Genomic DNA, 22,256 nt, shown 5'->3' with positions numbered 1-22,256 from the left:
ACGCCCCGAGTCCTTGGCCCAATCTTCCGGCAGATAAAGCCGAAAGGCGATCGGCAGACTTGCGTGATCGTTGGCGACTGACAAAGATACGGCGACTTGACAATTGTCTTGTTTGCCGAGTTGCCCGCAATATTGTCGCGTCACGCCGACCGAATGAACGCCCTGCTTGGGGAACCCCGTGTCATCGATGATCCACGCTTTTATGGCTCCATGCTTCTCGATCATCGGAAGAACATGAGTGCGCACCTGCCTCAACATCGCTTCATCGGACCACTCGGCCTTCGCGACGAAATGGTGGAGCGATTGATGCGCGGCCTGGACACGATTGGGCTCGACACGCGCGGCAATCGGTTCGACGCTCTTGCGTTCGCCCGGAAGGATCAAGCCGGTGCAATAGGAACGAAACGGCGCGATACGATCCGCATGTCCCAAGATCGACGACATCGACTCAACGAACCGACCTTCACTCCCTGGATCCAAGCCATTTCGATCCACAGCCCCCTCCGAATCGAGCGTGAATCCTCAAAATATCCCATTCTGCCATCTTATGACACAGTAAAACTAGAACTCAACAGCGGAGCGAGTACGACAGCAATTACGGCATCGTTCTCGCAATCTGGGACATCATCTTCGGAACCCGCAAGCACCTAATCCCCAAATGCATCGGCCTCACCATGATCGAGCCGGAAAATTTCGTGCAGCTCCTCAGCCTCGCCTTCATCACCGAGCGCCGCTTAGCCCGCGTCATGCATCTCTTTCCCCGGAAAATCGAGGCTCACGGTCGTAACGCGGCTCAAAAGACGTATGGTTTCGCTGATTGAGCTGTGCCTAGCTCAACGCGCCCAGGACACGGCGCGCCAGAAACGATCGCCATCGTCATTGCGCACGTCACTCGGCGCCCATATTCTGCTCAAAGGACACCCGGCATGCTATGGGAGTGACGGAAGCCGTTCGACTCGGAGCCGAGACGCCGAGTCGAGTTCTTTCGCCTTTTCGCTTCAGCCTATGAATAGGTTGGTCAAGCTCCGAATAGCTTCGGCGTCACCGGCAGAAATCAAACCGACACTGATAATGAAACCTTTGCGCATTCAATTGAAAAGAGCCTATGCGTCGCCATCGGCCGAGGATGGCATCCGCATCCTGGTTGATCGTCTTTGGCCTCGCGGTCTTACCAAATCAAAGGCGGCCATTGACCGATGGCTCAAGGATGTGGCTCCGAGCACAGAGCTACGCAAATGGTTCGGACACGATCCAAGCCGTTGGGAGGAGTTTTGCCGCAGATACGAGGCTGAGCTCTCGCAGAAATCCGAACTACTCAGCGAGCTTCGGACAATCGCGCGAAAGAGTCCACTAACGCTCCTGTTCGCGGCTCGCGATGAGCTGCACAACGAAGCTGTGGTGCTGCGGGACTTTCTCATGCGCTGAGGGCACCGCAATATGCATCAACAGGCCCAAGACATGAGCGCACCCCATGATCATCGCAATAACCGCACAAACGAAAAGCAAGCCAAGGCAGCAGGGACGCCGCATGATTGCGGAGTCCCAGTGTTGCTTAGGGAACGACTTCGAGCCGACCTTTCATGCCCGGATGAAAGCGACAGGCGTAGTCGATCACGCCGGGCTGCCTCAAAACCGTTTGGCCTTTGGCGCTTGGCGGGAGGTCAATGTCGAAACTCCCGTCGCTAGCGGTCGCCGTGTGGCGAAAGATGTCGGAATTTCGCCATTCGACAATGTCGTTCACGTGCAGTCCTGCTGGGGCAGGCCCAAACGCCAGTTTGTCGATTTCGATCACGTAAACTTGCGGCTCGGCGCCACGCGGCAGGGGCATGAACGCGAGAAGGCCGAGCGATAGCGCCCCGCTTGCCACCATAAGGGATCGAACGGCCATCGAACCCTACTTCAGCTGGCCGACAAGATGCTCAGCGTGCTGCTGATGTTCCTTAAACAGCTTGAGGCCGGTTTCAAGCAGGCTCTTTAGTTCACCGTTCTGGGCATCGGGGATGAGCACGGTTGCAAGCGCCCCATTGACGGTTTGATGATAGGCGACCTCGTTCTGCGCGTAAGCCTTGTCAAAGGCGGCTCCGCTCAGCTTCGACAATTCCTCGTGCTTCTTGGCGGCCGCCGCCGTCAGGGATTTGCTGGTATCATTGTCCTCAGGCTTAACCTTTAGCTTTTCAACCAAGGCAAGCGCCTGTTTGTTCACTGCGGTATGATCGCGGACCATTTCCTCGGCAAAGTCCTTGACGGCTTTGTTCTGCGATGTCTTCAGCGCGAGCTCTGCGGCCGCGATGTCGATCTGCCCTGCAGTATACGCGATATGCGCAATTTGCGGATCGGTTGTTTTGGCCGCCATTTGAGCCATTGCGCTAGACGCGGCGAGGCTCATTGTGACAGCGAGCAGAAAACTCGGTTTGCGGAACATTGTGGTGTCTCCTTGACATCGAATTTCCGCTCATGCGGGTGATGCCGCCTCATTAGATGCGGGGACGCTCCAAAGGTTCCCGATAAATTTTATCGGGAACCTTTCTCTTCCTGTCGCATCTAACGGTTATCGGAACCGATGCCAGATAGGTGCCATGAAAAAACCCAAGGCGAGAATCGCGGACGCTGACTGGATCGGACTGACCGATGTCGGCGTCGTCGCCCGGGTCGCGACGGGCGATGGGGAGGCATTTGCCGAACTCATGCGGCGCTACAACCGCAAACTCTATCGCACTGCGAGGGCCGTGACGGGCGACGATGGCGAGGCCGAGGATATTGTGCAGGAAGCTTGGACGCGCGCCTACGCGCACATCCCGGATTTCCGCAATGAATCCGCAATTTCCTCTTGGTTGGTCCGCATCGTCTTAAACGAAGCGCTTGGACGAAAGCGGCGCGCTAGACCGACCGTAGAATTAGATGAGACAAACGAGCATCAAATGTCGAGCGTGATCATGCTTCCCAGCTGCAGGGTCGATCCGGAAAGCTCGATGTCGAGGACCCAGGTCCGGCATTTGCTCGAACGGGCGATCGATACGCTTCCACCCGACTTTCGCACTGTCTTCGTTTTGCGCACCGTCGAAGAAGTGTCCGGCGCAGAAGTCGCGCAACAGTTGGGGATTCCGGAAGCCACTGTCAAAACGAGGCTGTACCGCGCCCGCGCGTTGTTGCGCCAAGAGCTTGAGAAAAGCGTCATGGTCGCGCTCTCTGACGTGTTCCCCTTCGACGGCGCGCGATGCAACGCGCTATCCAATCGTGTGATGGCCAGCATCGGATTGTTGCAAGACAAGAGTTAGACTTTGTCCCGTGTTAACCCAAAAGAAACATGCGTACCAAATTTCGGCTGCGATACGAAGCCGGCTCACGCGGCGCGCGCCGAGCGCAATAGCCAAGAATTCTTATCGGAACGCAATTAAATCCCGACTTGAAGCCTCCGAGCCCGCTGGCACGGGACAGGAAGATGCGAGCCTAAAACACATGCGGGTCGTTTACGGCTTGGAGGCCACTTCCTCGCAAACGCGATGGTCGCCGGCTGACTTGACATTACATAGGAGTCCTATAATAATCCCGCATGACTTCGCCCGCCGAGACATCGTCTGCCTTGCCCCGCAGGTTGCGCGAGGGATTGGAGCGAATCGCCAACGTTCTGCGTTCGGAGCGTTGGGGCGCGTTGGAGAAAACGCCGCTCAATCCCACCCAGGCGCAAATTCTCGCCTTTCTCTTCGGGAGAGGCGACTTGGGCGCGCGCGTCAGCGCCATCGCCCAGCACATCGGCGTGAGTCAGCCAACGGCGACAGACTCCATCCTCTCGCTTGAAAAGAAGGGATTGGCCGCGCGCCGTCCCGACCCTTACGACGGCCGCGCGGTCGTCGTTGCGACCACAAATGCGGGACGCGCTCTCGCGCAACAAATCGCCGCCCACGCAACGGTGACCGATCGGGCGCTCGCTGCGCTTTCTGCGCTCGAGCAGCAAGAATTGCTCAGACTGCTCGTAAAGCTGATCCGCAATCTGCAAATCGAAGGGGCGATCGCGCCACAGCGGATGTGCGTGACCTGCCGCTATTTCCGTCCCCACGCCTATGCTGACGCTCCGGCGCCGCATCACTGCGCTTATGTGAACGCGGCCTTGCGCGCCGACGGTTTGCGCCTCGATTGCACCGAGCACAACGCACTGTCGGCTGAACAGCAACAAGCCATTTGGAACTCTTACGTCAAAGGCCTCGCCGCTCACGAGGCCGCTCGACCAGCGCCTCCGTGAGAGAGCGCCACTGATTCCTGACGCGCACTGAGCGCGCCAGGTGAGCAGGCGGCCCGCCTGGCGGCAACCGGCGAACCGCCCTTTGGTCCCCCTCCAGCGAAAAGAGAAGGGCTTACAGCATGTCACAGAAAGCGGTTTTCTACCACGCCGGCTGCCCAGTTTGCGCCGACGCCGAGCGGCAGTTCGCCGACAGCCTCGACCCCAGGAAATACGACATCGAGATCGTGCATCTCGGCCAAGCCAAGAATCGCATCGCCGAGGCCGAGGCGGCGGGGGTGAAGTCGGTTCCGGCTTTCGTGATAGGCGGCCACCCCTATCACATCAATTTCGGGGCTGACTTGGCCGCTCTGAAATAGCGCCTGGCCCTTTCGCGCGCGGGCGGGCCAATCCCTGGCCCGCCCCTCACGCTCGCCCCGCGCGCCCGCATCGACCGCTGCTTGCAGCGACCAATCCCGAACACTCGAGAAAATAAGCGACAACCATGACCCTCCCGCTCGCGCCGGAACTCGCAGTCGCGGAATGGTTCAACACGCCGACGCCGATCTCGCTCACAGAGCTTCGCGGCCGCGTGGTGATGCTGCACGCCTTCCAAATGCTCTGCCCAGGCTGCGTCGCGCATGGGACGCCGCAGGCGCAGCGCGCTCACAATTTGTTTCCCAATGCCGACCTCACCGTGATCGGGGTGCATACGGTATTCGAGCATCACGCCGCCATGACGCCTGTTTCCCTCGAAGCCTTCATTCACGAATATCGTCTGACCTTTCCGATCGGCGTCGACCAACAGGGCGAGGACGGGCCGATCCCCGTCACCATGCGCCGCTATGAGATGCGCGGCACGCCGACGACGATCGTCATCGGACGCGACGGCCGCATCCGTCACCATGGATTCGGCCGGGAGGATGATTTGGCGCTTGGCGCCATGCTGGGATCTCTGCTCGCCGAGCCCACGCCAGCCCTAGCATGACGCCGCCGCTTGTTCGCCCGATTGTGTTGGCGGGACGGATCGCGCCGCTTGGCGACGATAGACGATTGAGCGCCATCGACAAGCGGCCGACGCCCGGCCCCTGGCGCATCGCCCCGACGGGCCTCGCCGATGATGCGCAGGCGGACCTCAAGCACCACGGCGGACTGGAGAAGGCGCTGCATCATTATCCGTTCGAACATTACGCTGCCTGGGCCGACGAGATTGGCGACAATCCCCTGATGCGGATGCCCGGCGCGTTTGGCGAAAATCTTTCGACCACGGATTGGACGGAAGTGAATGTCTGCATCGGCGATGTCGTGCGCTTCGGGCGAGCATTGCTGCAGGTCAGCCAGGGACGCCAGCCTTGCTGGAAGCTCAATCGCCGTTTCGGCCGACCCGATATGGCTTTGCGCGTGCAATCGAGCGGCCGCGTCGGATGGTATTACCGCGTGCTCGAAGCCGGTGTAGCGGACGCTGGCGACGTTCTGCGGCTCATCGACAGACCTTGCGCCAATTGGACCCTCGAACGTATGACACGTCTGCTCTACCGCGACACCGATGATCTCGAGAGTTTCGCCGGCATGATGGCGCTGCCCGAGCTTGCGCAAAGCTGGCGCGAACTGGCGCGGCGGCGATTGAACAGCGGCAACATCGAGGATTGGACGAAACGCCTTTATGGCTAGCAATCGTCAGAATTGCTCGCCAATTCTCGGCCGAGGCGAACACTCGACGTGGTGGAGCTATCAAATCGTGGAGTGTCCTAAATTAGGTTCGTCGATACCGCGAAGGGGGATGGTCCGCCATGAACGAAGCCACACGCAAGACGGCGTTTGTGTTTGCGGGCGGTGGGAGCCTGGGAGCGGTGCAGGTCGGCATGTTGCGCACCCTCTTGGCGGCAGGTGAGCGGCCGGATCTCGTCGTTGGCGCATCGGTCGGCGCACTGAACGCAGCTTACTTTGCTGGCGCGCCAACGCGTGAAGGCGTGAAGAAGCTCGAGCAGATCTGGTGCGGACTGCGGCGCGTCGACATATTTCCGATCACCTGGGCAAGTGCATTCGGCTTGCTTCGGCATCCCGACAACATTATCGATCCCTCTCGCCTGCGGCGCATGATCGAAACTCACCTGGCGTTCTCGCGTATCGAGGATGCAAAAATTCCTTTGCACGTCGTTGCGACCGATCTGCAAGGCTTAGCAGTCGCTCTTTCACACGGACCAGCGGTCGAGGCGATCCTCGCGAGCGCAGCAATTCCCGGCGTCTTCCCTCCCGTCGAAATAGACGGTCAGATTTTGATGGACGGCGCCGTCGCCGCCAACACTTCGATCCGAATGGCCGCGAAACTGGGAGCGTTGCGAATTATCATCCTCCCGACGGGCTACGCCTGCGCATTGAAGGAACCGCCGAGGGGAGCCGTCGCCAAGACGCTGCACGCAATCACGTTGTTGATCGCATGGCGGCTCATGAACGATCTTGAACACCTTCCAGATTGGATCGATGTGCATCTCGCGCCGGCGCTCTGTCCGCTCGAGATTTCCCCGTTTGACTTTTCGGCGTCGCGATATCTCATCGAACGCGCCGCCGAGAACACCCAGAAATGGGTCGAGCGCGGCGGCCTGACGCGCCGCGCTCTGGCGAGTGAACTCGCCGCACATCACCATTGATCGACGCGATCGAGCCGACCTGCTCGGATGAAAGCCAAATCCCCACTTTGGCGACTGTCGCGCTGTCAGGATCCATTTTGGCGGCCCTTGGGAGTCAACCGCGTGCATCCGCTCAGCTTCTCCGACGTTGACGGTTGATGACATCCGCGTGTCCGCGCTTCTCTTCGGGATCAGCCATCTGGCTCTCCCAGGATAGGATCAGTAGAAGCCGGTTCTCGCGGGATATTGGGCTTGATGATCATCGGAGCGAGCGACGCGATTTATTTTCACACGCGCGCAAATCTCGCGCGTGAGGAGGCGCGCCTCCCGCGCGGCGCAATCGCGCGCGTGCTCACCATGAGCGGATTTATTGATCCCATCGTGCGGACGCCAGTCCTGACTCTTGACACGGGCATTGTGAAGTCGGTGCTTTGCGAACTCGGCGCGAAAGCGAAGAAAGGGGAAATATGCGCGACGCTCGATCCGCATCCCTTCGACGAAACGCTCACGCATGAGAAAACCACGCTGGCGGCGGCTGAGGCGGCACTGCCTCTGCGCGTGAAAGCGCGGGACAGGGCGCAGGCGGTCGTCGCTGAACGAAAAGTGCGTTCGCGGCCCTGTGCCCATGGCTGCAAGACGATCGGAGCGTCGCGACGCGCTCTGGCGCGCGCGCAAACGCGGCTCGTTCGCGCCGAAGCCGTCGTCGCCGAACGCGCGACGCGCTCGCGAGAGCCGAGGCGGCACGCGCCGGCGTCGAGATTGCCGCGTGCGTCGACGGCTTTATCGTCGAGCACCCAGCGGCGGTGGGTAAGCGCGTCACCGCCGGAGCGCCTCTCTTCGTGATCGGCGACGCGAAGATCATTCGCCTCCGTGCAAAGGCCAGTGACGATCGAGCCTTCGCCATCACACCCGGCGCTGAGGCGATTGTGACCAGCGAGGCTGCGCCCGAACGCGCCTTTCTGGGTAAGGTGTCAAGGTGCGCCGGCCCGCGACGCCGCTGGAGGGCCCAACAGTTGACATCGTGATTGAGGCAGAAAATCCCGACCTAGCGCTTCGGCCCGCAATGGAAGCGCCGGCGCGCATCGAATTAGACGAGGGCAAGTCCCCGCTGCGCGTGCCAGATCCACCGTTGCAGCGGCACCAACAGCTGCAGCCATGAGATAAACTGCGGCGCCATCCGACCATGTGCGCCCGAAGCTGAGAGGGCAGCGTTCGAAAGCTTTCGGCCTTATTCGTGCAAGCGCCTTCGTCTGAATAAGTCCCGGTCGTGATTGATATGCTTCGTTAGGAAGCGGACATGGAGGGCTTCCAATGGGTCGCGCGGCTGCGCATTCAGCCCTGAGGCTGCTTGTTGTGGAGATGCGAGACCCCAACCACTTTCTCAAGCGGCACGACGAAAGCGAGGCCTCTGTTCGGCTCGGTCAGCTCCGCGGCGCGGAGGATCTCTTGCAAGATTGCGTCGGCCTCCTCGGTATAAACGACGGTCAGCACGATCTCCTTTTCCGGTTCGATCGCGATGCCAAAAATCTTATCGTGCTCGTTGACGCCGATACCGCGCCCGTAAACGACCGTGCCGCCTCGAGCGCCGGCTTTTACGGAAGCTTCAAGAACCGTGTTGCCCCAACCCTTCCGCACGACCGTCACTATGAGAGAAGCATTCAACAACATCGTCGTCACTCCTGTGGCCGCCTAGTCCAACGGATGAGAAGTCCCAATGTCATGACTGAAACCATGGGCGCGAGCGCGATCAGGGATACCAGCCCAAGGCCCTCGACAATCATATCGCGGCCATTGGCTGATGCGGCCGCGCCAAGCGCGAGCGCGAGAAGAAAAGTATTCGCCATTGGCTACCTCGGCTATGATGATCGCGTTCGAGAACGATACGATTCAGGTTCCCGCCGCAATTATCGCACATGGGCTCGATCTTGAAATCCCTGCGGTTCAATCGCTAATGCGCAACGGGGAAGTGACGAGCCGTTGCGAGAAGGGTGAGAACGAGGATGCGGGGCGATATCGGCTGACATTTTTCCATAAGGGTCGGCGCTTTCAGTTGGTCATCGACTCGACGGGTAAAATCCTCCAACGATCAGTGATTGATTTCGGCGACAGGGCATTGCCGGCCTCGTTGCGCAAGCCCGGAATTTAGGGCGTGACCAGTGCCCCGGTAGAGCCGGTGGCGCCTGAGATTCGTGATGGAAAAAGCGACCGCCAATATGTCGAGTGGCCGGCAAGGTCATCAAAGAGCGAGCGTCGTCCAGCGCGAACGCCTGCGCCACGAAATTATACTGGCCGCCGACGACGCTGACGACGCGTCCATCGTCAAGAGTATCGGAAATGGCGGCGCCGAGCGCGGTCACCATCATCGTCGTATTGACGAGCCGCGCTTGAATGCGATCGCGACGCTTTCGATGCTCGTCCCCGTAAAGCTGATTGACGAAAGACACCGCCGTCATGCGGAAGCGGTCGCGTTCCGCTTCCGGCAGTTCCCTCAGCGCACGATAGAAGCCGCTTGAGCCAAGAAAAAATGCGGAATGTAAGAGGACGCCGCCCTCCGCAGTCCTCCTGAGAACGCCGGCCCGATACAAATCGAGAAAGCTCTCGACGAACATCTCGCTCGCCGCATAAAGGCCAATAGAAAATTCCTCGGTCGAGAGCTTCAACCATGACGAATCAGTCGCTTGTTCAGCATCGCCGTCTAATCGGCTTAGCGCTTCACAAAAATCCTTATTGTGTTCCTGGCGCAGACAAAGGCCATAAGCTACGGCGATCGCCGATCGAGCCAATGCCAATCTGAAGCGTTCCGCCATCGGGGATCAACGCAGCGCAGCGAAGCCCAATGGCGTATTGCGCATCCGATACCGGAAGGCGCGGGACGCCGAACAACGGAAAATCGTAAGCGTCAGCTTCCAGAATGTGATCAAAAGCGGTTACTGGAAGCGCTGCGTCCCAGCCCATATAGGGCAACTCGCTATTGACCTGTCCCACCAGAATAGCCGCCTCGCCGCGCTTGCGTTTTTGCGCAAGCAAGGGAAGCACGTCGAGAGTGATGTCCGGATTGCATGCAAGACTTAGCGGCGCGTCTGCCCCCGGGCGTTGTCTCGAAACAAGCTGGGCGATGACGTTCAGCCCACGATCCATCAAATATTTGGCGGCATCAGTGTAGTTGGCGGACAGATAATTTTGCTGCGCCAGCGGAGCAGCGAGCCATTCTCCCGCGAGCAGAAAGAACTCGTTCACTTCGATGTTCGGCGGAAGCGCGTTGTTTCGCACCGCCTCAACATAACTCAATCTCGGATAGCCGCAGAACAGGCGCGCATTCAGCGGCTCGACAAAGCGGCGCTCCAGGTCGCTTTTCCAGGTCCGCGGATCGAGCGTGAGAGCAGTGAAGATACGTAGCCGGATGCTGCGATCCGCAGCCGCCCGGGCGTAAAGTTCGTTGGCGACATGGTTCGCCTTGCCCAAACCAAGCGGCAGGCCGAGGACGATGTCTCTTCCGACTTCCTCCAGGATACGATCAGCGAGCGCGCCGACGTTGTCATGGACGATGGTCAAATCGGCGCGTCCAGTTTCGACCAGCCTTCGTCGGGCGCAAAGCGCGGGCCATGCTTCCCGGACAGCTCGCGCAGCGCCGAAACAATATTTTCTGCGCCGCGTGTCCTCGCGTAGCGCAAAGGTCCGCCGAGGAATGGTGCAAAGCCGGCGCCGAAAATCATCGCCGCATCGATGGTCTCCTCATCCTCGGCGACGCCCTTACGTAAACATTCGACACAGGCGTTAACAAGAGGAAGCACAAGACGATCGGCGATGCTTTCATCGGGTTCTGGTGCGCTGATTTTTTTTGGCTTGCCGTCGGCGTAATCGTAAAAGCCCTTGCCCGATTTGCGACCGAGCTCGCCTCGTTCGACCTTCTCACGCAGCAAGGGCGGCGCCTCCGGAAGGGATTCGACCGATGCTCTCAGCCTGTCCGCCACATCCAGACAAATGTCGAGGCCGACATGATCGGCGACTTCGACGGGCCCCATCGGCATGCCAAAGCGCTCTGCGGCTTCGTCGATTGTTTCTGCATTAACGCCCTCGTCCAACATCACGAGGGCTTCGAGCAGGTAGGGCGTAAGCGCGCGATTGACGAGAAAACCAGGGGCGCTGGCAACCGGCGCGGCCAAGCGGTCGATCCGGGCGCAGAATGCTCGCGCCCTTGCAAGCGCCTCATCGCTCACAAGATTGTGGCGCACGACTTCGATCAGCTCGAGGCGTGCAACGGGGTTGAAAAAATGTAGGCCAACGAGTCGCTCGGGCTTGCATAGCGCATCGCGCAGCTGCTCCAGCGGAATGCTCGAGGTGTTCGTCGCCAACACGGCGTCGTTGCTCATGCGCGGTTCGATCGACTGGAAGACCTCACGCTTAAGGTCGATTCGTTCTGGCACGGCTTCAATCACGATGTCGGCGCGACCGACGCCGAAATCTTCGAAATCCGGCACCAAACGGTCGAGCGCGTCGCGCCTCTGTGCGGCACCGTCGAGTCGGCGTGCGAAAAGCTCTTGGGCGCGCTTCATCATTTTGCCCAGTGCAAGCCGATCCGCATCGGCAATCGTTACCCGGAGCCCCTTGAGTGCGCACCAGGCGGCGATGTCGCCGCCCATGACGCCTGCGCCGACGACATGAACATGCTGCAGATCAGAGTTGGTTGGATGGGAACTCGCGATTTTCTTTAGTTTCTCGCGGAGAAAGAATGCGCGAATGAGATTCTGCGCAGTTTCGCCGAGGAGGAGATCGGCGAATGATTGGATCTCATTTTTCAGCATCGCTTCTCTTCGACCGCCATCCTGCTCCCACAGCTCGATGAGTTGGTAGGGCGCCGGGTAGTGTTCCGGTCGCGCCTTTTGTCGGGTCTTGGCGCGCATAGCGGAGGCCGCGAGCTTTCGCGCCGGCGCGAGTGAAAGCGCGGTCGCTCTCCATCCTCTCCAAGCGTGTTTTGGCTTTGCGGCAACCGCCGTGTTCACGGCCGCCCTGACATGGCGCTCGTCGGTTACGATGTCTACGAGGCCAAGCGACTTCGCCTTGGAGGCGGAGAGCGTTTGGCCCGTCAACATCATTGTCATGGCTTCAATAGGATCGACCAATCCCGTTAAGCGCGCCGTTCCACCGAGACCGGGATGCAGGCCGAGCTTTATCTCCGGAAATCCGAAAATGGCTCCCCTTGTGGCGATGCGACAGCCGCAAGCCAGCGCGAGCTCAAGACCGCCGCCCAGGCAGAAGCCATGTATAACTGCAAGTGTCGGGCAGCGGAGCGCTTCCAGATTGCGCAATATGGCATGCGCCCGATCGAGCCGCGCCTTCAACCCCGTAGCGTCGCGCAATTCACGGAAATCGCGAATATCGGCGCCGGCGATAAAACCGGAAGGCTTGGCGGACCGTAAGATGAGACCCCTTGGCAGCCGACCTTTGAGTTCGCCGAGACATTCATCAAGTTCGGAAAGCACCGACTCCGAGAGTGTATTGACGTTCTCGCCGCTTCGATCCAGCAACAGCCAGGCGATATCATCCGCGTCTCGCTTCAGGAGCCAATCCCGACCGCGCCATGACGGCTCGACGATCGGCCCGAGCTCAAGATTCCGAGGCTGTAGAATGGACCAGATCTTGCCGACCATGGTCGCTCTCCTTCAAATGGCCTCAACCAAAATGGCCCCGCCCTGTCCGCCACCGATGCATTCCGTAGCAACGCCGCGCTTGGCGCCAATACGCTTCATCGCGTTGGCGAGATGTAGCGTAATGCGATTCCCGCTAGCGCCGACCGGATGGCCGAGCGCGACGGCGCCGCCGTCAACATTGAGCCGATCATGCTCTACAAGTCCGAAGGGGCCGTCGAGTCCCAGGCCTTCTTTGCAATAGGCTTCGTCCTTCCACGCGGCGAGGCAAGCGAGGACTTGCGCCGCAAAAGCCTCGTTGATTTCCCAAAGATCGACGTCGTCACGCGCGAGCCCGTTGCGCTTCAACAATGCGGTCACGCAGAGTGTTGGAGCCAGGCCCATGATCGAAGGATCGAGCGCCGACCATTGCGAGTCGACGATGCGCGCGAACGGCGCGAGCTGATGTTTGTCGACTGCGGCTTCGGAGGCGAGGATCGTCCACGAAGCGCCGTCGGTTATCTGAGAGCTGTTTCCCGGCGTGACCTGGCCGTAAGGTTTTTCAAAAGCGGGCGAAAGCCCGGCCAGTTTTTCGACCGATGTATCTGGTCTAACGCCGTCGTCCCTCTCGTAAAGATTTCCCTCTCGATCAACGATCGGGATCACCTCGCCCTTAAGGAAGCCAGCGTCCTGCGCCTGCGCGAGGCGGCTATGACTCGTCACTGCATATTGATCGGCTTGCTCGCGGGTAACGGAGAAAAGATGAGCAATGACCTCTGCGGTTTGTCCCATATTCAAATTGACGATCGGATCGGTGAGCCCGCGCTCCAGTCCGACAATGGGTTTGAAAAATCGAGGTCGCAGTTCGGTCAACCGCTTCGCTTTTCTCCATGCGCTCTTTTCGATCGAGAACCGTCCGAACCAGTCTGCCGCGTCGCGTCTTATGACAAGCGGCGCATGAGAGAGGGCCTCAGCGCCGCCGGCAAGGACGATATCGGCGGACCCGTCCTGAATGTAGCGAAAGGCGGTGTCGATCGACTGCATGCCCGAACCGCAATTAATCTGCACCGTGAATGCGACCATCTCTTCGTCGAGCCCGAGCCGCAAAGCGGCAACGCGCGCTGGATTGACTTCGTCAGCGATCACGTTGACGCAGCCCAGAATCGTCATGTCGATGGCTTCCGCCACGGACGGCTGGCGCAACAACAACGGTCGGCCGCATTGGACGGCGAGATCAACGGGCGTAACCGGGCCCGGCCGGCCGCGCGACTTGAGGAATGGCGTTCGCGCGCCGTCCACGAGATAGACGCGCCGCTTCATTCCGCTGCGCGGTCGGGCCTCTGTTGTCGCCCTGGCCATTGCAAGCGATCCTCTTCTACGAGCGGCGACAGCTCTCTCGGCTCGAAGTCGTCGACAGCGATAACATCGAAGACGGCGGACTCCGCCGCGTGCAAGCGCTCAGCCTCATTTTCGTCGATGACGCCTTGTTGCAAGCCGTCTTCGATCGAGTCGCATTTTGGTTCGCGTAGCCTTCGGCGCAGCCGCTCCGTTTCGATGGTCAGGTCGAACGCCCGCTCCAGTCGCGCAACGGCGTCGCCGCTACATCCTCTGAAAACATCAGCGGTGAGCCGCTCGCGCGCCTCGCTCGGTCGCGTCAGGATCGCCGCGCAGCGTCGCGCCAGATCGTCCGATGGTCCAAGTCGCCTCGCGCCGAACGGGAGAATGATGAGTTTCGCCATTCGCGCGATGAATCGGTTTGGCAAATTGGCGAGCGTTTCGACGAGAAGGTTTTCGATCCGGCAAATCCCCGCCGCGACGCAATAGTCAACGAGAGGCTCGTCGGACTCGCGCCGACCTTCGTCATGAAACCGTTTGAGCACAGCTGACAGGAAATAGAGTTCGGCGAGAACGTCGCCGAGTCTCGCCGAGATCATCTCCCTTCGTTTGAGCCGGCCGCCGAGCGTCAGCAAGGCGAAATCAGCGACCAACGCGAACGACGCGGCATATCGGGATAGCTGCCTATAATGATGTGTCACGGCGCCCGCCTTCGGGGCCGGGCCGACAAGACCTCCGCTCCAGCTCCACAACCATGCGCGGCTGAGATTGGCGAAGAAATGTCTGACATGGCGCCAGAGCGCTCGGTCGAACCGTTCAACCCCTTTGTCAGGATCAGCCAGCGCGAGCATTTCCTCCAAGAGATAAGGGTGGCTGCGGATCACCCCCTGTCCGAAAATGATGAGACTGCGCGTTAACAGATTCGCGCCTTCGACAGTAATGGCGATCGGCGTCATCCGGTGGAGATTGCCGAGATAATTTCTCGGCCCATCCATGATGGCCTTCCCGGCGTGAATATCCATCGCGACATCCACCGACTTGCGCATGCGTTCGGTAGCGTGAGCCTTAATGATCGCCGATATGACGGCGGGCTTGTAGCCCTGGACCAAGGCGGCGCAGGTCAGCCGTCGCGCCGCGTCGATTTCGTAGGCCGTGGCGGCAAGGTAGCCGAGGCGATCTTGCACGGCTTCCAACTCGCCGATGGGGACCCCGAACTGTTCCCGAATTCGCGTATAGGCGCCGGTCGAACGGGCGGTGAAAGCCGCCGTGGCTGCCGCTAATGACGGCAACGAGATTCCACGCCCGGCGGCGAGCGCGCTCATCAGCATCTTCCAGCCGGCGCCGATGCGATCCTCCCCGCCGATGATCCAGTCGAGCGGCGCAAAAACGTCGCGTCCCCGATTCGGGCCGTTCTGGAAGGCCTGGAAAGCCGGGAGGTGCCGTGTGCCGATCTCGACCCCCGGCGTATTGGCCGGCACGAGCGCTACGGTGATGCCGAGATCTTCGTCGCCGCCAAGCAAACGATCCGGATCGTAGACCTTGAAAGCGAGACCAAGCACGGTCGCGATAGGACCCAGCGTGATGTAACGTTTATGCCAGTTTAGCCTTAGACCGAGCACACGCTCCCCATGCTGCTCGCCGTAACAGACGATTCCTGTGTCCGTCATTGAGGAGGCGTCCGAGCCGGCCTGCGGACTGGTTAGGCAGAAACATGGAATCTCGCGCCCGTCGGCCAAGCGCGGGAGCCAGCGCGCCTTCTGGTCCTCGGTTCCGAACTCGAGCAGCAGTTCCCCCGGCCCGAGTGAGTTCGGCACCATCACCGTGACAGCGGCTGTGGGACTGCGGCTGGCGATCTTGCGAACCACTTGTGAATGCGCATAGGCGGAAAAACCCAAGCCGCCATATCTTTGCGGAATAATCATTCCGAAGAATTTATTCTGTTTCAGAAAGGTCCAAAGCTCGCCGGGCAAGTCGCGCCGTTCCCACTGGATCCTCCATTCGTCCAGCATGCGGCACAGTTCCTCCACCGGACCGTTCAGGAACGTCTGCTCCGCCCGGCTCAAACTTGCCGGCGGCATAGCGAGAAGTTTGCTCCAGTCCGGCGCGCCGGTGAAGAGTTCGGCGTCCCACCAGACATCCCCCGCTTCTATTGCGTCGCGTTCAGTAGCCGACATTTCCGGAAGAGAGCGACGCGCCCAGCTGAAGATAGGCGCCGAGACCAGTTTGCTCCTGATAGATACAAGGCTCAATTTTCATGCCCACTATCGCCGCGCCAGCAGTCCGCTCAGTTTCAAGACCGCCTTTTTGTGGATGCGGCAGCTGATTTCGTAAGTTGGCGATCCTTACATGGCGCACGCGCAAAGCCTGACCACCCCGCAGATCCGCCATCGTAATCCCTCCTAACCTTTATTGCCGCGCCACACGCATCGAGCATCTCTCGCGCCTCACGATGAGGCCCCTGATCAGATATGCGGCCATGCTCGGCCGATGCGAGCCCGAGATGATCCCATCAGCGGTCGCTCATCGCTCTCGTTCCGCGGTGCCGCCATAGACGCAAACTGTCTTGATATTGACAAATTCCTTGATGCCGTACGCCGAAAGCTCTCGACCGAAGCCGCTCTGCTTGACGCCACCGAACGGCAGACGCGGGTTCGAGCGCACAGGCTCGTTGACGAATACGCAACCGCTGTCGATCATCTCGGCCGCGATACGCTCACCTCGCGCAAGGTCGCGTGTGATGACGCAGCCGCCAAGCCCCAACTCCGAGTCGTTGGCGGCCAAGATCGCCTCCGCTTCGTTCTTTACTGGAATGATTGCGGCTACGGGACCAAAGGTCTCCTCGTCGAAGGCGGGCATCCCCTTGCGCACGTCAGTCAGGATGGTGGGCGGATAGTAAGCGCCGGGTCCGTCGGGGATTGAGCCACCCAGCAAGCGGCGCGCGCCCCTGGCGAGGCTAGTCTCGACTTGTCGGTGAAGGATGTCGCGCAAATCGTGGCGCGCCAGTGGTCCAAGCTCCGTATCTTCGCTGAGTGGATCGCCCATTTTCACCGCTTTCATGCGCTGCATGAAAAGACGCTCAAATTCATCGCGCACCTTGTCGGCGACGATGAAGCGCTTAGCGGCGACGCAGCTCTGGCCGGAATTCGTCAACCGTCCCTTGACGCTCACTTCGACTGCGAGTTCGATGTCCGCGTCTTCGAGCACGAGATAGGGATCGCTTCCTCCGAGTTCGAGGACAGATTTTTTCAGCATTGCGCCGGCCTTGCTCGCAACGGCCCGGCCCGCAGGGCCGCTGCCGGTCAGAGTCACTGCGCGAATCAACGGATTCTCGATGACGGCGTCGACCCGCACGCTTCCGATCATGAGCGTGCGGAACAAGTGTTCCGGAAAGCCGGCGCGGCGAAACACATCCTCGATAGCCAGAGCGCAGGCCGGAACATTGGACGCATGTTTCAGAACGGTCGCATTGCCGGCCATCAGGCAAGGCGCGGCGAAACGAAAGACCTGCCAGAAAGGAAAATTCCATGGCATGATCGCTAGCACGACGCCCAAAGGGTTGAAGGTGACGAAACTCTTAACGCCGTCCGCCACGATCTGCTCCTGTGCCAGAAAGCTTTCGGCGTTTTCCGCGTAAAAGTCGCAGTTGAGCGCGCATTTTTGGATTTCGGAGACGCCATCCTTTATGGGCTTGCCCATTTCCTGCGCCATCAATCGCGCATAGCCTGGCGCGCCGGCGCGAAGAACATCGGCGGCTCGGCGCATCAGAATCGCGCGCTCGGAGAAAGAGATCCGACGCCAGTCGAGGAACGTTTCGTGCGCTCTTGTGATGGCGTCTTCGACTGCAGCCGGCGTCATTTCCTCATAGGATTGCAACTCTTCGCCGGTAGCGGGATTGATGGATTGCATCGCCATTTGTTCGCCGTCCAGACTGCTTTCACAGGGCCCGCGCGATTTCTTTGAAATGGTTCCACTCGGTCGCCGGCCAAACCTCGGTCTGGGCGTGGCCAAAGGTCCGGATCAACATCGAAACTTTACTTGCCGTGTCGATGTCCTTCGCGTGGAAGACGTCCAGGTAATCATAAGGCCCAAGAATGGCGTAGTTGCCGACCCATTCGACATCGGGGCATTCTTTGCGCACACGCTCCATCGCCTTACGCTCCAATTGCTCGAGCGCCTGTGGCGACCGCACCGCCTCGGGGCTAAGGCGCGTCAACATGACAAAAGTCGACATAGCGATATTCCCTCTTAAGTTGGCCCATTCAGTATCATCGGGATCGCTCTTCCCCGCCAATTTCGACGAGCGCCACCATGTTGACGCCGCTACAGGCCAGCGCCAGTCCGCCATCGGGCGTCGGTGTCATATTGCGGATGACGCCGCCGCCCGAAGGGACGGGCCACCTCTTGAACGTTTCGGTTTTCGGATCGAATCGCACCAGCATGTTCGGCGTAGCCGCCGACTCGGCGTACCAGATGATATCGTCGACCGCCGTAATCGCGTAAGGTCCGGATTCCCCGCCGCCAGGCGACGGCCATTCGGCGACCTTGCCGGTCGCGGGGTCCAATCTGCCGATATAGCCCCTAGGGTAATCCGAATACCAAATGAGATCGTCGCTGGTCACCGCGATCCGCCGAGGCCTCGCCTGCGAATTTGGCAAGACAAATTCCGTGATCCGCATCGTCTCGGGATCGACACGTCCGATCTTGTTCGAGCCGAATTCGGCGAAGAACGGCGCGCCCTTGGAATTCACCGCCAAGCCATAGGGAAGCGAATCTGCGGTCGGTGACGATACAAGCTTGATCTCGCCCGACACCGGAGCGAGACGCCCGATCATATTTCCGCCGATGACGGAGAACCACAACGTTCCCTTCTGATCGAAGACCGGCGTGTGCGGGGCGCGGGCCTTTGGATCGGGAAGCGGAAATTCTCGGATGTCGCCGGTTACGGGATCTAGCTTGCCGATGTAACCTTTGAAACTCGCCGTGAACCAAATATTGCCGCTCGGGTCGGAGACGAGCCCGTGCGGACCCGAGTTCGTGGTTTTCAGACGGAATTCGCGAAACTGCCCGGTCTTAGGATCAAGACGGCCGAGCAGGTTGGCCATCTGTCCGGTGTACCAGATCGCTCCATCGCTAGTTGCGAGAGGATCGTGGGGGTGCGAGCCGGGCGTCGGCACGCGCCATTCCTTGAAGGCTACATGGATGTCTCGAACAACGACGCCTGCGATCGAAGCGTCGCTTTGGAAGCTATTTCCAATCGGCGAAACAACGCTCATTGCGACCGCGAGGGTTAGCAAAACTCGCTCTTTGCGGAACATCAGCGTCTTCTTCTTCTCGAGGCCTGTCGAGAATTAGAGCCGAATGTTCCCCTTTCAATCTTGCTGGACTACGACAGCGCCTACGTCGAATTCGTTTGACTTTGCGGTTTCTTCTTTCTTCGAGTCAGCTTTCCCGGCCGATTATTGGTTATGGTGACCTTGCTCATTCTCGGAGGATTTTCTGATCTCGGCCTCCATCGCCTTGAATTGCTCGGCGGAGAGTCGAGGCAGGCGCCGAACGAAGGCCACAATATTCCATATTTGCTCGTCCTGATGCGTGGGCCCGAATGCGGGCATTCCGGTCATTTTGACGCCATTCTTGATGATCCAAAACAGCTCCGCGCTGCTCCATCGCTCTGAAGTTTCGGCGAGATTTGGAGGCTCCGGTCGCAGGCCTTTGCTAATGTAACTGCGCTCTTTCCCCGGTGCGCTATGGCAAATGACGCACATGGCGTCATAGTCTTTAAATCCCTTTCTCGCCTGATCCTCGCTCCATGTTTCCGGCGACTCGTTTCCCGCATGGGCAAGCACCGAACTACGCATGGTCCAATTCAAGATGACGCGCACCAAATCCGTGTGAGGCGCGGTTGCGGCGACGTTGTAAACGCCGCTGACGATGCCGAGAAAAGCGCCGAGTGCGCTGACGATGAACGCTATCACGAAACCAGCGAGAAACTTCATGGCGCACCTTCCCCGTCAGTCATTCTTGAAAGGCATATCCCACAAATCTAGTGCACTAACGCCGACATAGGATTCACAAGGGCTGCGCCGCCTGCGAGTCTGGGTTTCTTGGCCCAGACCGTCAGTTCTGAGCGGAAAGCGGCTGTCTTGGAATGCCGTTAAAGCAGCGCAAATAGCGTTTTGCTGTATCAGAGGTTTTCACTTCCATTGATGTGTTTCGCGCGTCAACGAACGTCACGTGATAATTGATACGCTCATGGCGAAGCTCTGAAACATCGAGCACCTCATAGCTCGAAAAGGCGTCGGTGCAGACGATTTCTGTCGGATGCGATTTTTCGCCTACGAGTGAGTCGGGGAACGCGGCCTGAAGAGCCGCATTCATCTCAGAGCCTATCGCAATCGCCAACTCAGCGAGGCGCAAAAGGCCGCCAACGTAGTGCGCTCCAAGGTGCGCGCCCGCGTCGGGCATGTGTTCGGCGACCAGAAAAACGGCATGAGAGCGGAGATCGTGCGCGTAATCGGCATCGTTCGCGCGAGGTACAAGATCGGAATGACGAGCCTCGTCTACAACATGCGCCGTTTCGTCTGTCTCGAAAGGATGGCGAGCGAGTGAACCGGCGCGTCGTTAGTCTCGGTAGGGTGAGTGAGTGCATTTCTAGACCCCCTCCCGACAAGTCGGCGGCGACTTCAGGCTCACGGAGAAGCAGAGTCGAACAGCCCGGCTGCGCCGGGAACCTGAACGCCGCTCATCACGCCCCAAGCAGATATTTTTCGAGGTGCCCAATCGTAACAATGACGTCGGATTTCCGCGGGCGGCGTCCATTCCTTGCCGCTTTGCGTGCCTCTTTTTCCTTCGACGCTAGGCGCGCCAGCGGACGTTCCGCTCGGACCCGCAACATTGCCGGGGTGAACTGGATTCTTGGGATTTTCCTTTTGCACCGCTCCAGACGGTTCGACCGGCTTGCCGGCAGCCGGTCCTGAAGTCACTCCCTGATCCTCCGCAAAGGCGGGTGGGGCGACAGCGGCGAGGGCAAGGCTTACGATGACGACGAAAGGCTTTTTCACGATCAACTCCTAAGGCGGCGCTGCGCTGCGAGAGATCCAGCCCAACGGTTAGATGGAGGAAGTGTCAAAATAGGCAATGCTGGCCATTTGGCCCGCGCTCGTACCTTGATGGAGTCGGCATTCCGCTCAGGGCAAGGTGAACGATTGATGTCATCGATAGCGAGCATATGTCGACCCAGATCGTCATCATGGGTGCAACCTGAGGTCGGGCTGCGGCGGTCAAATGGTTCCCCATGAGCGCGAAGCCGCTGCGCTCAGCGTGATCCGAGAGGACCGCGCCCACACCAAATCCTCTCTCGCGATGGTGAAGCAAAAAAGCCCCGAAGGCCCCTTTCCAGCTGGCTTGCCCTTTAATTCATACAAGCGGTCAGCGACGGAAATGTCCCTCGGTACGCAAATGGAGCCTCCTACCTGGAAGCCGCGGGGTCAGCCCAATCGGGCACCCCCGGAGCCGATCGATACCCTTCGCAATCGCAATCATAGACGAAATAGTCATCGGAATCGCCGTTCGCGTCGAACGTCGAAAAATCGTAAGTGCGGTGCGTCTCGACCATTCGACGCTCGCCGATTGGGTTGGCCGCGCCACCTGGCATTTACGGCCGGTGCATGAGCGGCTTCTGGAACACATCAGGGCGTCGACGAACATCTTCGCCGACGAAACGAGGGCACCGGTGCTCGATCCCGGGCGCGGACGTAACAAGACCGGCCAGCTCTGGGCCTATGCGCGCGCGCTCATCAGCCAGAAGACCAAGCTGGCCGAGGCGATCCGCTATACGCTGTCACGCTGGGACGGCCTGACGCGCTTCCTCGACGACGGACGCGTCGGAATCGACTCCAACGTCGTCGAGCGCGCGATCCGCCCCATTGCGACGCATGAGTCATTGTGCATTCCCTCATCAAGTATCTGTAAACATTGGAAGCGTGTGTTCGTCGACGACGCGACACGGGCGACCTTTTCGGGCAACCGCCGCTTTTACCGGCTCCAGCGCCAGGTCTTCGGCGCGGATTTGATGCGGCGCGCCCGGAACCACCTGTATTGCTGGAAGCGCGCCGGATTTGATCAGGCGTCGTATCGCGTGGTGTGTGACGCCTAAAGTCTTCGCCGCCTCTGCCATGGTGAGCCATTCGCCATCCTTTTCCGCGGATCGATACGCGTGGATGCCACGGACGCGTCGAACGGAAGCAACGCGATGCGCCGTCCACGTCTTGCCCTGGCCAGTGGGCAGGCCCATTCGATTCAGCGACGCGGCAATGTGTTCGTCAGACCAGCGACCGGCCATGCTTCTCATGACCGCCAACGCATCTTCGGTTGTCGCGCAACCATGTTCTCCTGTTCGAGGTTTGCGCACGCGCAATTCGGAGTGCTGACCTCCACGCCAATGGATCGTGAGCACGA

The 22,256-nt window shown here is 59.8% G+C and carries 28 protein-coding genes and 2 pseudogenes; 12 read left to right on the top strand and 18 right to left on the bottom strand.

Annotation, left to right across the window (positions count from 1 at the left end; all coding sequences use genetic code 11):
- Positions 1 to 444, bottom strand: a 444-nt coding sequence (locus tag IYW40_RS00475; RefSeq protein WP_196399000.1) for an IS701 family transposase, incomplete at its 3' end; no start/stop codon positions are given.
- Between the two features lie 230 nt (positions 445 to 674).
- On the opposite strand from IYW40_RS00475, the gene IYW40_RS21485 reads away from it, so the two are divergent.
- On the top strand, positions 675 to 821 hold the full coding sequence (locus IYW40_RS21485; RefSeq protein WP_175095823.1) for a hypothetical protein: 147 nt from the start codon (positions 675 to 677) through the stop codon (positions 819 to 821).
- Between the two features lie 184 nt (positions 822 to 1,005).
- Positions 1,006 to 1,425 carry a DUF488 domain-containing protein gene (locus IYW40_RS00465; protein WP_332310791.1) on the top strand — a complete coding sequence of 140 codons (420 nt, stop codon included), beginning with the start codon at positions 1,006 to 1,008 and terminating at the stop codon, positions 1,423 to 1,425.
- A gap of 127 nt (positions 1,426 to 1,552) precedes the next feature.
- Here IYW40_RS00465 and IYW40_RS00460 read toward each other — a convergent pair whose 3' ends face one another.
- Both IYW40_RS00460 and IYW40_RS00455 read right to left on the bottom strand, forming a co-directional pair.
- Positions 1,553 to 1,888: a hypothetical protein gene (locus IYW40_RS00460; RefSeq protein WP_175095822.1), complete on the bottom strand. Its 336-nt coding sequence runs from the start codon at positions 1,886 to 1,888 to the stop codon at positions 1,553 to 1,555.
- 6 nt (positions 1,889 to 1,894) lie between these two features.
- Positions 1,895 to 2,362 carry a DUF4142 domain-containing protein gene (locus IYW40_RS00455; protein ID WP_232366206.1) on the bottom strand — a complete coding sequence of 156 codons (468 nt, stop codon included), beginning with the start codon at positions 2,360 to 2,362 and terminating at the stop codon, positions 1,895 to 1,897.
- A 214-nt stretch (positions 2,363 to 2,576) separates the two neighbouring features.
- Here IYW40_RS00455 and IYW40_RS00450 point away from each other — a divergent pair, with 214 nt between their 5' ends.
- From IYW40_RS00450 to IYW40_RS21480, 7 genes are all read left to right on the top strand, one after another.
- Positions 2,577 to 3,275 carry an RNA polymerase sigma factor gene (locus IYW40_RS00450; protein ID WP_175095820.1) on the top strand — a complete coding sequence of 233 codons (699 nt, stop codon included), beginning with the start codon at positions 2,577 to 2,579 and terminating at the stop codon, positions 3,273 to 3,275.
- Between the two features lie 305 nt (positions 3,276 to 3,580).
- Entirely contained in the window at positions 3,581 to 4,237 is a 657-nt protein-coding gene (locus IYW40_RS00445; protein ID WP_246720558.1) for a MarR family transcriptional regulator, read from the top strand.
- Between the two features lie 119 nt (positions 4,238 to 4,356).
- Positions 4,357 to 4,593: a thioredoxin gene (locus IYW40_RS00440; RefSeq protein ID WP_175095818.1), complete on the top strand. Its 237-nt coding sequence runs from the start codon at positions 4,357 to 4,359 to the stop codon at positions 4,591 to 4,593.
- A 125-nt stretch (positions 4,594 to 4,718) separates the two neighbouring features.
- Positions 4,719 to 5,201 (top strand): TlpA disulfide reductase family protein, encoded by a 483-nt coding sequence (locus IYW40_RS00435; protein WP_175095817.1) that lies wholly within the window; start codon positions 4,719 to 4,721, stop codon positions 5,199 to 5,201.
- A 65-nt stretch (positions 5,202 to 5,266) separates the two neighbouring features.
- Complete coding sequence (locus IYW40_RS00430; RefSeq protein ID WP_332310790.1) at positions 5,267 to 5,884, top strand: MOSC domain-containing protein; 618 nt, start codon at positions 5,267 to 5,269, stop codon at positions 5,882 to 5,884.
- 119 nt (positions 5,885 to 6,003) lie between these two features.
- The gene (locus IYW40_RS00425; protein WP_175095815.1) at positions 6,004 to 6,861 is read left to right on the top strand and encodes a patatin-like phospholipase family protein; all 858 of its coding nucleotides are present in this window, start codon (positions 6,004 to 6,006) and stop codon (positions 6,859 to 6,861) included.
- Between the two features lie 231 nt (positions 6,862 to 7,092).
- Positions 7,093 to 7,683: a hypothetical protein gene (locus IYW40_RS21480; RefSeq protein ID WP_246720557.1), complete on the top strand. Its 591-nt coding sequence runs from the start codon at positions 7,093 to 7,095 to the stop codon at positions 7,681 to 7,683.
- A gap of 489 nt (positions 7,684 to 8,172) precedes the next feature.
- Here the strand turns inward: IYW40_RS21480 and IYW40_RS00415 are convergent, their stop codons facing one another.
- Both IYW40_RS00415 and IYW40_RS00410 read right to left on the bottom strand, forming a co-directional pair.
- Entirely contained in the window at positions 8,173 to 8,508 is a 336-nt protein-coding gene (locus tag IYW40_RS00415; RefSeq protein ID WP_175095814.1) for a P-II family nitrogen regulator, read from the bottom strand.
- A 5-nt stretch (positions 8,509 to 8,513) separates the two neighbouring features.
- Complete coding sequence (locus IYW40_RS00410) at positions 8,514 to 8,684, bottom strand: DUF1538 family protein (protein WP_175095813.1); 171 nt, start codon at positions 8,682 to 8,684, stop codon at positions 8,514 to 8,516.
- On the opposite strand from IYW40_RS00410, the gene IYW40_RS21475 reads away from it, so the two are divergent.
- Positions 8,639 to 8,986 (top strand): DUF6522 family protein, encoded by a 348-nt coding sequence (locus tag IYW40_RS21475; RefSeq protein WP_348644208.1) that lies wholly within the window; start codon positions 8,639 to 8,641, stop codon positions 8,984 to 8,986. The two genes, IYW40_RS00410 and IYW40_RS21475, sit on opposite strands and share 46 nt — an antisense overlap.
- Here the strand turns inward: IYW40_RS21475 and IYW40_RS00405 are convergent.
- The 11 genes from IYW40_RS00405 to IYW40_RS00355 all read right to left on the bottom strand — a co-directional run bounded on the left by IYW40_RS00405 (position 8,895) and on the right by IYW40_RS00355 (position 20,264).
- Positions 8,895 to 9,647 carry an acetyl-CoA hydrolase/transferase C-terminal domain-containing protein gene (locus tag IYW40_RS00405; protein ID WP_175095812.1) on the bottom strand — a complete coding sequence of 251 codons (753 nt, stop codon included), beginning with the start codon at positions 9,645 to 9,647 and terminating at the stop codon, positions 8,895 to 8,897. The genes IYW40_RS21475 and IYW40_RS00405 overlap by 92 nt on opposite strands.
- Entirely contained in the window at positions 9,565 to 10,392 is an 828-nt protein-coding gene (locus IYW40_RS00400; RefSeq protein WP_175095811.1) for a hypothetical protein, read from the bottom strand. Before IYW40_RS00400 ends, IYW40_RS00405 begins: the two co-directional genes overlap by 83 nt.
- Positions 10,389 to 12,488 carry a 3-hydroxyacyl-CoA dehydrogenase NAD-binding domain-containing protein gene (locus tag IYW40_RS00395; RefSeq protein ID WP_175095810.1) on the bottom strand — a complete coding sequence of 700 codons (2,100 nt, stop codon included), beginning with the start codon at positions 12,486 to 12,488 and terminating at the stop codon, positions 10,389 to 10,391. The genes IYW40_RS00400 and IYW40_RS00395 overlap by 4 nt, the downstream gene beginning before the upstream one ends.
- Positions 12,489 to 12,500: 12 nt before the next feature.
- Positions 12,501 to 13,784: an acetyl-CoA C-acetyltransferase gene (locus IYW40_RS00390; protein WP_175095809.1), complete on the bottom strand. Its 1,284-nt coding sequence runs from the start codon at positions 13,782 to 13,784 to the stop codon at positions 12,501 to 12,503.
- The gene (locus IYW40_RS00385; protein ID WP_196398998.1) at positions 13,781 to 16,048 is read right to left on the bottom strand and encodes an acyl-CoA dehydrogenase; all 2,268 of its coding nucleotides are present in this window, start codon (positions 16,046 to 16,048) and stop codon (positions 13,781 to 13,783) included. The genes IYW40_RS00390 and IYW40_RS00385 overlap by 4 nt, the downstream gene beginning before the upstream one ends.
- Positions 15,960 to 16,187, bottom strand: coding sequence for a hypothetical protein (locus tag IYW40_RS00380; protein ID WP_175095807.1), 228 nt, complete (start codon positions 16,185 to 16,187; stop codon positions 15,960 to 15,962). The genes IYW40_RS00385 and IYW40_RS00380 overlap by 89 nt, the downstream gene beginning before the upstream one ends.
- A gap of 132 nt (positions 16,188 to 16,319) precedes the next feature.
- Complete coding sequence (locus IYW40_RS00375; RefSeq protein ID WP_175095806.1) at positions 16,320 to 17,711, bottom strand: NAD-dependent succinate-semialdehyde dehydrogenase; 1,392 nt, start codon at positions 17,709 to 17,711, stop codon at positions 16,320 to 16,322.
- Positions 17,712 to 17,733: 22 nt separating this feature from the next.
- Positions 17,734 to 18,030, bottom strand: a complete 297-nt coding sequence (locus tag IYW40_RS00370) for a GYD domain-containing protein (RefSeq protein ID WP_196398997.1) — start codon at positions 18,028 to 18,030, stop codon at positions 17,734 to 17,736.
- A gap of 34 nt (positions 18,031 to 18,064) precedes the next feature.
- Entirely contained in the window at positions 18,065 to 19,072 is a 1,008-nt protein-coding gene (locus IYW40_RS00365) for a lyase (RefSeq protein ID WP_196398996.1), read from the bottom strand.
- 183 nt (positions 19,073 to 19,255) lie between these two features.
- Positions 19,256 to 19,795, bottom strand: coding sequence for a cytochrome c (locus IYW40_RS00360; RefSeq protein ID WP_175095922.1), 540 nt, complete (start codon positions 19,793 to 19,795; stop codon positions 19,256 to 19,258).
- A 121-nt stretch (positions 19,796 to 19,916) separates the two neighbouring features.
- Complete coding sequence (locus IYW40_RS00355) at positions 19,917 to 20,264, bottom strand: hypothetical protein (RefSeq protein ID WP_175095921.1); 348 nt, start codon at positions 20,262 to 20,264, stop codon at positions 19,917 to 19,919.
- Between IYW40_RS00355 and IYW40_RS21470 the strand changes: the two are divergent.
- A pseudogene (locus IYW40_RS21470) lies at positions 20,223 to 20,408 on the top strand (IS5/IS1182 family transposase); the annotation flags it as partial. The gene IYW40_RS00355 and the pseudogene IYW40_RS21470 sit on opposite strands and share 42 nt — an antisense overlap.
- Before the next feature lie 80 nt (positions 20,409 to 20,488).
- Here IYW40_RS21470 and IYW40_RS00350 read toward each other — a convergent pair.
- Complete coding sequence (locus tag IYW40_RS00350) at positions 20,489 to 20,860, bottom strand: hypothetical protein (RefSeq protein ID WP_232366217.1); 372 nt, start codon at positions 20,858 to 20,860, stop codon at positions 20,489 to 20,491.
- Between the two features lie 539 nt (positions 20,861 to 21,399).
- Here IYW40_RS00350 and IYW40_RS00345 point away from each other — a divergent pair.
- Positions 21,400 to 21,729, top strand: a pseudogene (locus IYW40_RS00345) (transposase); the annotation flags it as partial.
- 27 nt (positions 21,730 to 21,756) lie between these two features.
- On the opposite strand, the gene IYW40_RS00340 reads toward IYW40_RS00345, so the two are convergent.
- Positions 21,757 to 22,256, bottom strand: a 500-nt coding sequence (locus tag IYW40_RS00340; protein ID WP_196398995.1) for a helix-turn-helix domain-containing protein, incomplete at its 5' end; no start/stop codon positions are given.

Origin of the sequence: Methylocystis sp. H4A, assembly GCF_015709545.1 — a bacterium.
In the GTDB taxonomy this organism is placed as follows: Bacteria; Pseudomonadota; Alphaproteobacteria; order Rhizobiales; family Beijerinckiaceae; genus Methylocystis; species Methylocystis silviterrae.
Note: the sequence above shows the minus strand (reverse complement) of the source record. Positions and strands in the feature narration are given on the sequence as shown.